This is a genomic window from Streptomyces sp. NPDC090442, assembly GCF_044769405.1.
Classification (GTDB): domain Bacteria; phylum Actinomycetota; class Actinomycetes; order Streptomycetales; family Streptomycetaceae; genus Streptomyces.
Window position 1 is genome coordinate 19,924 of the sequence record NZ_JBIVXW010000089.1, and the last position, 13,404, is coordinate 33,327.

The window sequence follows — 13,404 nt, forward strand, 5'->3', positions numbered from 1 at the left end:
AAAAGAACACGCCATGGAGGCGTGACATACCACGCGGTACGCATCGAGAATCGCAGCACCACTACCCGCCCGTAACAAAGCGGAGGCACCCGGTGCTCAGCACGATGCAGGACGTACCGCTCACCGTCTCGCGAATCCTCACCCATGGGTCAACGGTCCACGGAGACGCACAGGTCATCACATGGACTGGTGAGGCCGAGCCGCACCGCCGCACCTTCGCCGAGATCGGCCGCCGGGCCGCTCAGCTTGCCAACGCCCTACGCGATGAACTCGGGGTCACCGAGGGAAGTGTTTTGGGAACGTTGATGTGGAACAACAGCGAGCACATGGAGGCGTACCTCGGCATCCCGTCCATGGGCGCGGTGTTGCACACGCTGAACCTCCGGCTCGCGCCCGAGCAGCTCGCCTGGATCGTCAACCACGCCGAGGACCGCGTCGTCCTGGTCAACGGCACCCTGATCCCGCTGCTGGCGCCCCTGCTGCCGCACCTGCCCAAGGTGGCGCACGTGGTCGTCGTCGGCCCCGGCGACCGCGCCCCGCTGGACGCGGCCGGCGTCCGCGTCCACGACTACGAGGAACTGCTCGCCGGGCGGCCGGAGCGCTACGACTGGCCGGAGATCGACGAGCGGGAGGCGGCCGCGCTCTGTTACACCTCCGGGACCACCGGCGAGCCCAAGGGCGTGCTCTACAGCCACCGTTCGCTGTACCTGCACTCGCTGCAGGTCAACACCGCGGAGGCGTTCGCCCTCGCGTCGAAGGACATCGCGCTGCCGGTGGTGCCGATGTTCCACGTCAACGCCTGGGGCCTGCCGCACGCCGCGTTCATGGCCGGCGCCTCGCTGCTGATGCCGGACCGCTTCCTGCAGCCCGCGCCGCTCGCCGAGATGATCGAGGCGGTGCGGCCCACCATAGGAGCCGCGGTCCCGACGATCTGGCAGGGCCTGCTGGCCGAACTCGACGCCCACAAGCGGGACGTGACCTGTCTGGCGACGGTCGTCATCGGCGGCTCGGCCTGTCCGCCCGCGCTGATGCGGGGCTTCGAGGAGCGGCACGGGGTCCGCGTGGTGCACGCCTGGGGCATGACCGAGACCTCCCCGCTGGGCTGCGTCTCCCACCCGCCGGCCGGCGCCGGTGGCGAGGAGGCGTGGGCCTACCGCGCCACCCAGGGCCGCTTCCCGGCCTCCGTCGAGGCCCGGCTGATCGGCCCGACCGGCGAGGAACTGCCGTGGGACGGTGCCGCGGCCGGCGAGCTGGAGGTCCGCGGTCCGTGGATCGCCGGTGCGTACTACGGCGGCGCGCAGGGCGAAGCGCTGCGCCCGGAGGACAAGTTCAGCCCCGACGGCTGGCTGCGCACCGGCGACGTCGGCACGATCACCCCGGACGGCTACCTCACCCTGACCGACCGGGCCAAGGACGTCATCAAGTCCGGCGGCGAGTGGATCTCCTCGGTCGAGCTGGAGAACCACCTGATGGCCCACCCCGGCGTCGCGGAGGCCGCGGTGGTGGCCGTCCCCGACGAGAAGTGGGGCGAGCGGCCGCTGGCCACCGTGGTGCTGACCGACGGCACCGCGCTGGCCTACGAGGAACTGCGGGCCTTCCTCGGCGAGCGGATCGCCCGCTGGCAGCTCCCGGAGCGGTGGGCGGTGATCCCGTCGGTGCCGAAGACGAGCGTCGGCAAGTTCGACAAGAAGGTGCTGCGCCGGCAGTACGCGGACGGTGAGCTGGACGTGACGCGGCTGGGCTGACGCCGGCGCCCGGGCCCGTCGGGGTGCACCCGGCGGGCTCGGCCGGTCAGTTGGTGCCGATCTTCGCCAGCAGGTCCACGATCCGGCTCTGCACCTCGTCGCTGGTGGAGCGCTCGGACAGGAAGAGCACCGTCTCCCCGGAGGCCAGCCGCGGCAGTTGGGCCGGGTCGAGGTCGGCGGCGGTGTAGACGACCAGCGGGGTGCGGTCCAACAGCCCGTTGGCGCGCAGCCAGTCCACGATGCCGGCCCGGCGGCGGCGCACCTGCATCAGGTCCATCACGACGAGGTTGGGCCGCGCCTGCGTCGCCAGGGCGGCCGCGTCGGTGTCCGCGCCGGCCCGGGCCACCTGCATCCCGCGCCGCTCCAACGACGCGGTCAGCGCGCCCGCGATGGCGTCGTTCTGCTCGATCAGCAGCACCCGCGCCGGTTGGTCCTCGGCGTCCCGCGGGGCCAACGCCTTGAGCAGCACGGCCGGGTCGGCGCCGTACGCGGCCTCCCGGGTCGCCTGCCCCAGCCCGGCGGTGACCAGGACGGGCACCTCGGCGGCGCCGGCGGCCTGGCGCAGCGACTGGAGCGCGGTGCGGGTGATCGGCCCGGTCAGCGGGTCCACGAAGAGCGCCGCAGGGTAGGCGGCGATCTGCGCGTCCACCTCCTCGCGGGAGTTGACGATCACCGGGCGGTAGCCGCGGTCGCTGAGCGCCTGCTGGGTGGCGACGTCGGGCGCCGGCCAGACCAGCAGCCGGCGCGGATTGTCCAGCGGCTCCGGCGGCAACTCGTCGTCCAGCGGCTGCTGTTGACGCTCCATCACCTCGACCGCGCCGTTCGGACCGTCCAGCGGCTCGGGCCCCTCGCTGCCCTCGTCGGGCGCCGAGATGGCGAACGCGCGGCCCTCGCCGCCGTCCATGAGGTGCCCCTGCGGACCCGGCTGCTTGGGTCGGGCGGTCGGCTGCGGCTGGGCGCCGGCGGCCGGCGCCGGGGTGCCCGGCGCGGGGGTCTCGGCGGCGCCGGTGCGCTCGCCCTCCGGCGGGGGCGCGGCCAGCTTGCGACGGCGGCCGGACCCGGTGGGGGTGCCGCCCGGCGGCGTGGCGGTGCCGCCCGGCGGTACGGGCCCCGGCTGCGGCGCCGGGCGCTGCGGGTCGGCCACCTGCTGGGCGAACGGCACGCCCTGGCCGAGCGTGCGCACGCTGAACGCCCGCCCCGAGGTGTTCCCCGGGTCCTCCTCGGCGGGCGGCAACGGCTGTCGGGCCGCGGCGGGCGGCGGCACGGGGGCGGCCTCCTCGGCGGGGCTGGGGCGGCCGCGGCGGCGGCCGGTGGGCGCGGACGGCGCGGCGGCGCCGGGCACCCCGGGAGCGGTCCCGGTGCCCGTGCCGGTCGCCGCCGCCGGGGCGCCCGGGGCCGCGGTCCCGGGCGGCTGCGCGACCAGGCCCTCGGGCCCGGCCACGAACGTGCCGGACGCCTCGGAGTCGGCCATCGCCGCGGCCGCGCGCTCCTCGGCGGCGGCCCGCCGGGCCCGGCGCCGGCCGGTCGGCTCGCCGTCCCAACCGCCGGGTGCGTCGGGGGAGTCGGCGGGGGCGGCCGGCTGTCCTGCGGTCGGCTCGGGGCCGGCCGCCACCGGCCGGCGCGCGCGCCGCCGCCCGGTACCGGCGTCCTGCGGGCCGGTCTCCGCCGGGGCGGGGGCACCGGCGCGGGCGGGCACCCCGCCGGCGATCGCGGGCAGCGCCGGCTGGGGCTGCTGGGCCGACCGGGACGCTGCGGGAGCCGGCTGCTGCGGCGCCCGGTCCGCCGCAGCCGGCGGCAGCGCGAACGGCGACCGCGGCGCGTCCTGGGCCTGGGCGGCCCGATTGCCGCCCTGCTGCGGCACGTTGACACCCCGGGTGGCGGGCGCCTCCGGCCCACCGGCCCGCTCGGACGCCTCGGCCAGCGCCCGCCGGGCCCGCCGACCACCTGCGGCCCCCTGAGCGCCCGACGCGGTCCGCTCCACGGCCGCGCCCTGCGGCTGACCCGGCTGGGGCGCCGGCTGCTGTCCCTGGCGCGGCACCGGCCCGAGCGCCGGCGCCACCGCGGGCGTCAGCCCGGGCGCCGGCGCGCCGGCCGGGGCCCCGTCACCGGCCCCGGACGGCAGCGCGGGCAGCGCCGAGCCCTCCGGCGCCGGCCGCGCCCGGCGCCGGCCGCTCGGCGGCACCGCCTCGGCGCCCGCCGGCAGCCCGGCACCCTGCGTGCCGTCCGCCGCGGGACCCGTCTCCGTTCCCGGGCGCCGCGCGCGACGGCGTCCGGTCGGCTGCTGCGCGCCGGTCGCACCGTCCTCCGCCTCGCCGCCCGCGGGCGCCTGCGCGCCGCCGCCCCGGCCGCGCCCGTCCGTCCCCGGGGTGGTGGCGGCCGCCTCGGCCGGCCTCTCGCCCCCGGTCGCCTTCTTCCCGTCCTCGGCCGGCTCCTCGTCGTCCGCCGGCACCGGTTCGTCGATCAGCACCGGCAGTTCCAGCACGTACGCGCTGCCGCCGGCGCCGGAACCGCCCGGCACCTTGTGCGTCTGGATCAGCCCGTCGTGCATCCGCACGATGCCGCGGACGATCGGCCCGTGCACCGGATCGCCGCCGCCGAACGGCCCGCGCACCTCGATGCGGACGACCTCGCCGCGCTTGGCCGCGGCCACCACGATCGTCGAGTCGCCGGGCACCGGACGGCCGCCCTGGCCGCCGGCGCCGGCGCCGGCCGGGTGCCGGCCCGTGGAGTCCACCCCGGCCACGTCCGCGATCAGGTGCGACAGCGCCTGCGCCAGCCGCTCCGCGTCGACCAGCGCCGCTATCGGCGGCGCGTGCACCGCGAACTGCGCCCGGCCCGGCCCGATCAGCTCGACCGCGCCCTCCACACCGGCCGCGACGACCTTGTCGAGCGACACCTTCGTGCGGTTCAGCTTCGCCTTGCCGGCGTCCAGCCGCTGGTAGCCGAGCACGTTGTCCACCAGCGTCGTCATCCGGGCGTGCCCGGCCGCGAGGTGGTGCAGGATCTGGTTGGCCTCGGGCCACAGTTGGCCCGCCGGGTCGGAGGCGAGGGTGGTCAGCTCGCCGCTGAGCTCTTCGAGCGGCCCGCGCAGCGACCGCTCCAGGACGGCCAGGAGCTGGGCGTGGCGCGCCGCCAGCGCGTCGAGCGGCCGCCGGTCGGTGAACGTCATCACCGCGCCCACCAGTTGGTCGCCGTCCCGCACCGGAGCGGTGGTCAGGTCGACGGCCACCGCACGGCCGTCCTTGGCCCACAGCACCTGCCCGCGCACCCGGTGCTTGCGACCGGACTTGAGGGTGTCGGCGAGCGGGGTGTCCTCCCAGGGCAGCGCCGAACCGTCCGGCCGGGAGTGGTGGACCAGCGGGTGCAGCTCCTTGCCGCCCAGCTCGCTGGCCCGGTAGCCGAGGATCTGCGCGGCGGACGGGTTGACGAGGACCACCCGGCCCTCGGAGTCGACGCCGACCACGCCCTCCGCCGCGGCCCGCAGGATCATCTCCGTCTGCCGCTGCTGGCGCGCCAACTCGGTCTCGGTGTCCACCGTCCCGGTCAGGTCGCGCACCACGAGCATCAGCAGCTCGTCGCCGGTGTAGCCGTTGCGGTGGTCGGCGTAGGCGGCCTCGAAGGCGGACTCGTACGGGGTGCGGCCGTCCTCCAAGTTGGCGCTGGTCACCTCGACCAGCAACTCGACGCCGTCGGTGCGCCGCGCGACCATCCGCGTCGGCCGCGTTCGGCCCTCGACCTCCTCGTCCCGGCGCCGCATCGACCCCGGGATCCGCTTGGAGTCGAAGGTCGGCAGCAGGTCCAACAGCCCCCGCCCGACCAGGGCCGTGCCCGGGGTCTCGAACATCTCCAGGGCGATGGCGTTGGCGTTGACGACGGTGCCGTTGCAGTTGACGAGCAACAGCGCGTCGGGGAGGGCGTCCAGTATGGCTGCGAGGCGAGCAGCGCCTCGGGATGGCCTGCTGCTCACGAGACGCTTCCTCCCTGTTACCGCACCTTGCCGACCCACCGCGGTGGGTCGCTGGGATGGAGTCTACGGGCACATGCCGGGGAGGCGGGGGCGGATGACGCCCGCCGCAATGCCGCGCCCCGGCGCGACTCACCGCACGCCCGACATGTGCCCCTCGTCCTGACCTGGCGCGCTACTCCGCCACGAACCGGGTCAGGAAACGGTCGACGGGAGCATCGGTTCGAAGCGGCCCCAGCGTTCGATCTCACACCCGTTGGTGCGCCGGAAGTCGGTGTTGACCGGCCGCCCGGCCCACACCCCGGTGACGTGCGCCCGCGCCGGACCGCCGTACATCATCGTGCACTTGGCGCCCCGCGGCACCGGCGCGAACGGGTCCTTGCCCCAGCGCGTCATGTGGTCCAGCCGGTCGCAGGCGCGGCCCGCGGCGAAGTGGTTCCCGCCGCGCGGATGGCAGCGCAGCTCGAACGTGCCGTCCGTGCGCGCCGACCCGGACTCGGTGACGGTGACCGTGAGGTGGTCCGCGCGCGGCCCGCCGAGCGCCGGCAGGTCGTCGAAGCGGATGTCGTCGTGGTGGTAGGGCAGCGGGATCGGGGCGGCGGAGGCGGCCGGCGCGACGGCGAGCGCGGGCAGCGCGCACACGGCGGCGGCCGCGGCGACGAACAGGGACAGCGACCGGGACGGGATCCGGCGACGGGACATCACGGGCTCCAGAGGGCGAGTGCGGCCGCACCGGATGCGCGGGCTCGCACGGGACGGGACGGCGGTACGCGGTCGTACGCGCCGGGGGGCGCACGACACGTGCGGCCGCGCGACCCCGTCTCTCTAACGCCCTTCCGGCCGTGACGTTGCGCCGCAGGAACGTCTTTGCCGGGTGGGTCGCGGGCCTAGTACCGTAGGGGGCGATTGGTGACGGGCCGCTGGGCTGTGTCATCATCTGGTCACGCCACATCGCGCCGCACGCGCGATGAGGACGTGTGGAGGCGTCGCCTAGTCCGGTCTATGGCGCCGCACTGCTAATGCGGTTTGGGTTTTACCGCCCATCGAGGGTTCAAATCCCTCCGCCTCCGCTTGTGCGTTCAGCTCCGGGCCCGGTCGATCACGACCGGGCCCGGAGCTTTTGCGTGGGCGGATCCGGCGGCCCGGCGGACCTTCCGCCCCGCCCCGGCCCGCTGAGACGCGGCGGCTCCGCGCCGTCCCCACCCCGCCGCCTACGCTGCCGCCCATGCCCCTGCCGAGCCCGCCGCCCCCGCCCCGGCCCGCGTCCCGGCGGCGCGGCCCCGCCGTCCGCACCGTCGTCATGCTGGCCTTCGAGGGCGCCCGACTGCTCGATGTGACCGGCCCGTTGGAGGTCTTCAGCGTCGCCGCGCGCCTCGGCGGCCGCTACGAGGTCCGGCTGTGCTCCCCCGACGGCCGCCCCGTCACCACCGCCTCCGGCACCCGTCTCGCCGTCGACGCGGGCGTCCCGGAGCTCTCCGCCCACCCCCTGGACACCGTCCTCGTCCCCGGCGCCGAGGACCTCACCCAGGGCCGCTTCCCGCCCGGCCTCCTGGACGCGGTCCGCGCCCTCGCCGGCCGCTCCCGCCGGGTCGCCTCCGTCTGCGCCGGGGCGTTCGCGCTGGCCGGCGCCGGGCTGCTGGACGGGCGGCGGGCCACCACCCACTGGCGCCACACCGCCACCCTCGCCGCCCGCCACCCCACCGTCACCGTCGACCCCGACGCGATCTACGTCCGCGACGGCGACCTCTTCACCTCCGCCGGGGTCTCCGCCGGCATCGACCTCGCGCTCGCCCTCGTAGAGGCCGACGAGGGCCCCGACCTGGCCCGTGAGGTCGCCCGCGACCTGGTGGTCTTCATGCAGCGCCCGGGCGGCCAGTCCCAGTTCTCGGTGCCCGCCCGCACCCCGCGCCCCCGCCACGACGCGCTGCGCACCCTCCTGGACGCGATCGCCGCCGACCCGGCCGCCGACCACTCCAACACCGCGCTGGCCGCCCGCGCCGGCCTCAGCCCCCGCCACCTCACCCGGCTCTTCCGCGAGCACACCGGCACCACCCCCGCCGGCTACGTCGAGGCCGTCCGCCTGGAGGCCGCCCAGACCCTCCTCGCCAACGGCGAGACCGCCACCGCCACCGCCCGCCGCACCGGCATCGGCACCGACGAATCCCTCCGCCGCCTCTTCCTCCGCCGCCTCGGCGTGACCCCCTCCGCCTACCGCGCCCGCTTCCACACGACGAGCCGCTGACCGCGGCCCCCGTGTCCCCATCTGTGGGGCATTCGTCCCACAGGCACCGGGCGCCCGCACCCCCTACGGCGCGAACCTGGCCCCATGACCACCAACGAGCCGTCCGACAAGACCGCCGACGAAGACCCCCGCACCCGGTCCACCCAGGACCTGCCCACCCTCGCCGGCATCCCCGTCCCGGACAGCCGCCTGGCCCGCGAGGCCACCGAACTCGTCCGCGACCTCACCGACGACCTGATCTACCACCACTCCCACCGCGTCTACCTCTTCGGCGCCCACCGCGGTCTCCGGCACCGCCTGACCTTCGACCCCGAGCTGCTCTACGTGGGCGCCCTCTTCCACGACCTCGGCCTCACCGAGAAGTTCCGCACCTCCCAGCAGCGCTTCGAGATCGACGGCGCCGACGAGGCCCGCGCCTTCCTCACCGCCCGGGGCATCCCCGAGGACCGCGCCCGCCTCGTCTGGGAGGGCATCGCCCTGCACACCACTCCGGAGATCCCGCACCACATGGCCCCCGAAGTGGCCCTCGTCACCGCCGGCGTCGAACTCGACGTCCTCGGCATCGGTTACGCCGACCTGCCCGAGGGAACCCGCGCGGCCGTCGTCGCCGCCCACCCCCGCCCCGACTTCAAGCGCCGCATCCTCCGCGCCTTCCACGCCGGGTTGGCCCACCGCCCCCAGACCACCTTCGGCAACGTCAAGGCCGACGTCCTGGATCGCTTCGAAGCCGACTACACCCGCCAGAACTTCGTCCAGATCATCGAGAACTCCCCCTGGCCGGCCTGACCCGTCGCCCCCAACACCCCCTCGCAACCCGCCTGATCATCATTTCCGCAGGTCAGAGGGGGTGTGGGCAACGGATTTCGCCTCACGGCCCAGGTCATGTAATGTTGTTCTCGCAACGCCGACCGGCAAGAAAAACCGCCGGAAAGCCAAGCGCTCGTAGCTTAACGGATAGAGCATCTGACTACGGATCAGAAGGTTGCAGGTTCGAATCCTGCCGAGCGCACAGCAGATCAAAGCCCCCGCCGGGTTCTCCGGGCGGGGGCTTTGTCGTGGTGTACAGCAGCGAAGTACAGCAACGGGGTTAGGCGGTGGCGGTGCCGGTGGTGTCGTTCCCGCTACCGTCCACGGCGCCGGACAGCTTGGCGAGGGCGTCCCGCACTTCTTCGTCGCTCGCTTCCGCGTAGACCTCCATCGTCATCGCGATCTGCGAGTGCCGCAGGATGCGCTGTGCCACCTTCGGGTGGACCTTCAGCGCGACCAGCAACGAGCTGCACGTGTGCCGGGTGTTCCGCAGCGGGATGACCCGGAGCCCGGCGCGACGAGCCCGCAGCGCGAACATGCGGGTGAGGTTCCCCGGCTCGATCGGTGTGCCGTACTTCGTCGTGAAGATCAGACCGTGGCTGTCCTGCCAGAGGTCGCCGGCAGCCTTCCGGTCCCCGGTCTGCTGAGCACGGCGCATCCGGAGTGACTTGAGGCACAGCGCCGGTAGGGGAAGGAAGTCGTCCGACTCCTCGGTCTTCGTCTCGCGGTGGAGGATCTGACGGCCTGCCCGCTGGATCTGGTGATCCACGTACAGCTCGCCCGCTTCGAAGTCGACGGACTTCCAGGTCAGGCCCAGCACTTCGCCGCGGCGGAGCCCCAGGCACAGGACGAGCGCCCAGGCCGCGAAGAGTGGATCCTCGCGGGTGACGGCGTCGGCGAGGAACCGGCTTGCTTCGACCGCAGACCAGGGCTTGATGCGACGGCGACGCGGCTTGGGGACCTTGACGAGGGCGGCGACGTTCTTGCCGATCTCCTCTTCGGTGACGGCGTGGGTGAGCGCGGCGCGCAGGGCGTCACGGGCGGCCTGAACGACGCGGCGAGAGGGGAACGCCTCGCAGCAGTCACCGGCAGCACAGCAACGCCGGCGGCCGGGTTCCCGCTTGGCGTCCTTTCCCTGGGCGCAGCACTGGCAGATGCCGGACAGCTTGGTCAGCCACTCCCGCACGTCGCGGACCGTGAGCTTGTCGAGCCGCTTGGAGCCCAAGTGCGGCGCGATGTAGAGCCGTACGGAGCCCTCGTACGAAACGTACGTGAGCGGGGCGAGGTTGGGCTTCACGATGGACTCAAGCCAGTAGGAGAGGAAGGCGGCGAGCGTGCGGTGCCGCGTGTGCATCGGCCCCTTCTTCGCTTCCATGTGGAGCTTGAGCCACTTGTCGTGGACCTCGTCGCGGGTCTTGCCGTAGACGTACTTGCGCTTCTTCTTGCCGTCCGGGGTGGTGACCCAGACGTAGGCGGCGAAGCCGTTCTTGTAGGGGTAGATGGAGCCTTCGCCGTTGCCACGCTTGCCGCTCATGCTGACCACTCCTCTTCGGCTTCACGGGCGAGGCGTTCGACGTATTCGTCGACCCAGCGGGGGAGGATGCGGCGGTTGCGGCCGTCCTTGATGGAGCGGATCTGGCCGGTGAGCACGAGCATCTTGGTCTTGGAGAGGCCGTAGCCGAGCATCTGGGCGACTTCGGCGGTGGTGTGCCACTTCCTTTCGATCACGGTGGTGGTCATGTCCAGTCGTCTCCTTCGGTGTTGAGTTCGGTGTGGAGTTCGCGGGCGATGTCGCGGTTGTGTTGGATGTCGCGGCGGATGTTGGCGGCGAGCCAGGATTCGCCGGGGGTGTGGCCGTGGCCGGCGTAGGTCCAGTGGGCGAGGACGAGCGTGGTTGCCTCGGGGTTCTGGTCGGGGTCGGGTAGGCCGAGGGCGGCGCGTTGCTGTTTGGCCCGGTAGTCGGCGCGGACCTGGCGGAGGGCGCCGAGGGTGGTGGAGTAGCGGCGGGATTTGGTGGAGAAGTGGCCGCGGAAGCCGAGCATGTGAGCCCAGGCCGCCAACTTGCGGTCGGGGTAGAGCGCGGTGAGGTCCAGGCAGGCCGCCATGAGCCGTCGAGTGTGGTCGGGGATAGACAGCGCGGTGAGGCCTTCGCTCAGTCCGGTGCCGTTGCAGGCAGCGCACTTGCGCAGGAGGGCGTTGTGTCCGGCGTAGCGGTGGGAGCGGCCGGTTCCTTGGCAGGTGCGGCAGTGGATCGGGGCGTCGGTGGCGCCGGTGGTTTCGGCGGCTTTGGTGGCGTACTTGGCGACGTAGGAGGCGACGGCTTGTTCGGTGATGTCTTCGCCGTTGCCGAAGGCGCCGATGGCTTGGATGTCTAACTGCGTGCCCCAGCGCAGGACTCGCGCGGGTTGGTCGCCGGCGGCGGGGACTTCAACGCGCACGCGGGCCGCTGCGGCGCGGATGGCGTCGGTGAGCAGGTCGTGGGTGGCCCAGGCCGGGGGCGAGGTGTCGGGGCCGCCGGGTCCGTCGAAGCGAATGACGGCATGGAAGTGGACCGCACCACGCTTCTGGTACTCAGCGACCTTGCCGAAGGAGACCCGGCACTCCGCGTGAGCTTCCTTCTGAGTCAGGCCGGCAAGGCGGGCGATGGCGCGGCGGAGGTAGATCGTGAAGTAGCGCCACAGTTCGGAGGCGTGGTTGTTCCACAGCACCGCGCCGGCGTAGTCGTAGGCGGCCGGGTCGAGTGGGGTGCCCAACGCGGGGTCGTTGTCGGGGTGTTGGGCGCCGCAGCGGCAGCGCTTGTTGCCGGGGCGGTTATGCACGGGCCCGAAGGAGGGGGCTGTCAACGTGGCAAAGACGCGGGGGTGTTCGCGGATCGTGTGGGGCGTGCCTTTGGTGGGGTCGCCGACGAGGCCGGCGCGGATGAGGTGGTAGGTGTCGCCGGCGTAGGTCCAGGCGCACGACGGGCAGCGGGAAGCACGGCGGTTGCCGCAGGCGACACGAAGCCGGCCCCCGGGTTCGCCGTCGGTGGTGAAGGAGTGCAGGACCTGGCCGGTGGTGGCGTCGCGGGTGACGGTGGTGCCGGTCAGGTGGATGGGATCGGAGCAGCCGCCGGTACGGCGGATCTGGTCGGTGAGGCGGTCGAAGCCGGGGGACCCGGCCACCTTGAGCACGTCGCCCAGGGTGGTCGGGTCCAGGCCCGCCGCGGTGGCGGTGTCGATCACGTCGTCTACCTCTTGTTGTGGGCGGGGCCGTGGTGGGCGTCCCAGCCGGCGACCAGGGCGCGCACTTGGTCGTCGCCGGTGGCGGTGGCGCGGGCGCCGCAGTGGCACACGGCGGAGGCTTCGGCAGGGGCGGAAGGCGACGGTTTGCTGACGTGCAGGCCGGGGCGGTCCGGAGTCGGAGTCAGGTCAGCCATCGCGCTCACCTCCCGACGTGGATCAGGTGGGTGGCGCGGACGGTGTGGCCGGTGCCCTTGCAGAGCGGGCAGGCGACGGTAACGGTCTCGCGGCTGCCGTCGTGGTGGCGCTGGCCGGTGGTGATGGCGACGCGGGCGAAGTCGTCGCAGCCGCGGCAGATGAGCGTGTTCTGGGCGCGCTGAGGCATGATGAGCAGTCCCTTTCGGGTCGTTGGGTCTGGAAGGGGTTGCTGGCGCCCGGGGCGGCGGATACTTGGCGGTAGAGGCCGCCCCGGGGGCCGTTAGCGGCGGTTGCGGCGCTTGGAGTAGGCCGGCGGGATGTTGTCGTAGGAGTCGGCGCCTTGCCAGAACGCGGCCCGCTCCTGGCTGGTGCTGGAGCCGTCGCCGATCTCGCGGATGAGGCGGTTGGCGGTCTTGCGGTCGCCGTGCCGCTTGGCGATGGCGTACTCGCGGCCCTTCTCCGTCATCGCGGGGTCGGCGGGGGTGGAGTCGGTGTTCTTGCGGTTGAACAGGCCCATAGCAGGGCTCCTTTCAGCGGTTGGTGTTCTGGTTGGCCAGGAGCGAGCGGACGACGAGCGCGCAGATGGCGACGGAGGCCGCGGTGATGGCGGTCGCCAGGAGCATGGAGACCAGCACCGCGCCGACGATCAGCACGGCCGCGGTTCCCCCAGCGGCGACGGCGACCACACCACCGGGCGTGAGCTGAACCGACCGCTTCCCCACCGGGGCGGCGACCGGCGCCGGAGCGTGAGCCGGGATCTGCTCGACCGGGGTCGTGGTGTTCGTGGTGGGGACGAGCGGGGCCGCGGTCGGGGTGGTGAGGGGTTGTGCGGTGTCCGGGGGTGGGATCTTCGGGGTGAGCATGGTGGGTGTCCCTTCTGGTCAGGGGTTGCAGCGGTGGGTGCGGGCGGCGAGTTCGGCGCCGGCGCGGTCGCGGTAGTCGGCGGAGAAGCCACAGCCGGGGGCGGTGCACGCGGCGGTGTGCTTGGTGCGTCCACGGCCGTCGTAGTGGCTGCCAACCTGGACGGGGCCGATGCGGATCACGTCGTAGAAGCGGTTCGGACGCGACATCGGCTCAGCCCTCCTGGCGGGTGAACGGGCCTGGGTGGGTGTTGAGCCAGTGGCGGATCGCGGGTAGTTCGTCGTAGGTGGCTGCGTCGATCGCGGTGATCCCGATCTGGATCGCTTCGATGGCGCGGCCCCGGCGGGCGAGTTCGGCGGCGAGTTCCAA

13 protein-coding genes and 2 tRNA genes are annotated in these 13,404 nt (G+C 73.6%); 5 read left to right on the forward strand and 10 right to left on the reverse strand.

The window, feature by feature from the left end:
• The first annotated feature begins 92 nt into the window (after positions 1–92).
• On the forward strand, positions 93–1,745 hold the full coding sequence (locus ACIQU6_RS38910; protein WP_403486475.1) for a long-chain fatty acid--CoA ligase: 1,653 nt from the start codon (positions 93–95) through the stop codon (positions 1,743–1,745).
• Positions 1,746–1,791: 46 nt separating this feature from the next.
• Here the strand turns inward: ACIQU6_RS38910 and ACIQU6_RS38915 are convergent, their stop codons facing one another.
• Positions 1,792–5,712: a PAS domain-containing protein gene (locus ACIQU6_RS38915; RefSeq protein ID WP_403486476.1), complete on the reverse strand. Its 3,921-nt coding sequence runs from the start codon at positions 5,710–5,712 to the stop codon at positions 1,792–1,794.
• Between the two features lie 192 nt (positions 5,713–5,904).
• Positions 5,905–6,411, reverse strand: a complete 507-nt coding sequence (locus tag ACIQU6_RS38920; protein ID WP_403486477.1) for an SSI family serine proteinase inhibitor — start codon at positions 6,409–6,411, stop codon at positions 5,905–5,907.
• A 277-nt stretch (positions 6,412–6,688) separates the two neighbouring features.
• Between ACIQU6_RS38920 and ACIQU6_RS38925 the strand changes: the two genes are divergently transcribed.
• The 4 genes from ACIQU6_RS38925 to ACIQU6_RS38940 all read left to right on the forward strand — a co-directional run bounded on the left by ACIQU6_RS38925 (position 6,689) and on the right by ACIQU6_RS38940 (position 8,960).
• A tRNA-Ser gene (locus ACIQU6_RS38925) sits at positions 6,689–6,779 on the forward strand.
• Between the two features lie 155 nt (positions 6,780–6,934).
• On the forward strand, positions 6,935–7,951 hold the full coding sequence (locus ACIQU6_RS38930; protein ID WP_403486478.1) for a GlxA family transcriptional regulator: 1,017 nt from the start codon (positions 6,935–6,937) through the stop codon (positions 7,949–7,951).
• A gap of 84 nt (positions 7,952–8,035) precedes the next feature.
• A complete protein-coding gene (locus ACIQU6_RS38935; protein WP_403486479.1) occupies positions 8,036–8,737 on the forward strand; it encodes an HD domain-containing protein in 702 nt (233 codons plus the stop codon).
• A 150-nt stretch (positions 8,738–8,887) separates the two neighbouring features.
• Positions 8,888–8,960: transfer RNA gene (locus ACIQU6_RS38940), tRNA-Arg, on the forward strand.
• Positions 8,961–9,038: 78 nt separating this feature from the next.
• Here ACIQU6_RS38940 and xerC read toward each other — a convergent pair.
• From xerC to ACIQU6_RS38980, 8 genes are all read right to left on the reverse strand, one after another.
• Positions 9,039–10,301, reverse strand: coding sequence for a tyrosine recombinase XerC (gene xerC, locus ACIQU6_RS38945; protein ID WP_403486480.1), 1,263 nt, complete (start codon positions 10,299–10,301; stop codon positions 9,039–9,041).
• Positions 10,289–10,498: an excisionase family DNA-binding protein gene (locus tag ACIQU6_RS38950; protein WP_403486481.1), complete on the reverse strand. Its 210-nt coding sequence runs from the start codon at positions 10,496–10,498 to the stop codon at positions 10,289–10,291. Before ACIQU6_RS38950 ends, xerC begins: the two co-directional genes overlap by 13 nt.
• Entirely contained in the window at positions 10,495–11,979 is a 1,485-nt protein-coding gene (locus ACIQU6_RS38955; RefSeq protein ID WP_403486482.1) for a replication initiator, read from the reverse strand. The genes ACIQU6_RS38950 and ACIQU6_RS38955 overlap by 4 nt, the downstream gene beginning before the upstream one ends.
• A gap of 5 nt (positions 11,980–11,984) precedes the next feature.
• Positions 11,985–12,173 carry a hypothetical protein gene (locus ACIQU6_RS38960; RefSeq protein ID WP_403486483.1) on the reverse strand — a complete coding sequence of 63 codons (189 nt, stop codon included), beginning with the start codon at positions 12,171–12,173 and terminating at the stop codon, positions 11,985–11,987.
• Positions 12,174–12,178: 5 nt separating this feature from the next.
• Positions 12,179–12,361, reverse strand: coding sequence for a hypothetical protein (locus ACIQU6_RS38965; protein ID WP_403486484.1), 183 nt, complete (start codon positions 12,359–12,361; stop codon positions 12,179–12,181).
• Positions 12,362–12,454: 93 nt separating this feature from the next.
• Entirely contained in the window at positions 12,455–12,691 is a 237-nt protein-coding gene (locus ACIQU6_RS38970; RefSeq protein WP_403486485.1) for a hypothetical protein, read from the reverse strand.
• Between the two features lie 13 nt (positions 12,692–12,704).
• Positions 12,705–13,037, reverse strand: coding sequence for a SpdD protein (locus tag ACIQU6_RS38975; RefSeq protein WP_403486486.1), 333 nt, complete (start codon positions 13,035–13,037; stop codon positions 12,705–12,707).
• Positions 13,038–13,055: 18 nt separating this feature from the next.
• Entirely contained in the window at positions 13,056–13,244 is a 189-nt protein-coding gene (locus ACIQU6_RS38980) for a mobile element transfer protein (RefSeq protein WP_274914534.1), read from the reverse strand.
• Between the last annotated feature and the right edge of the window lie 160 nt (positions 13,245–13,404).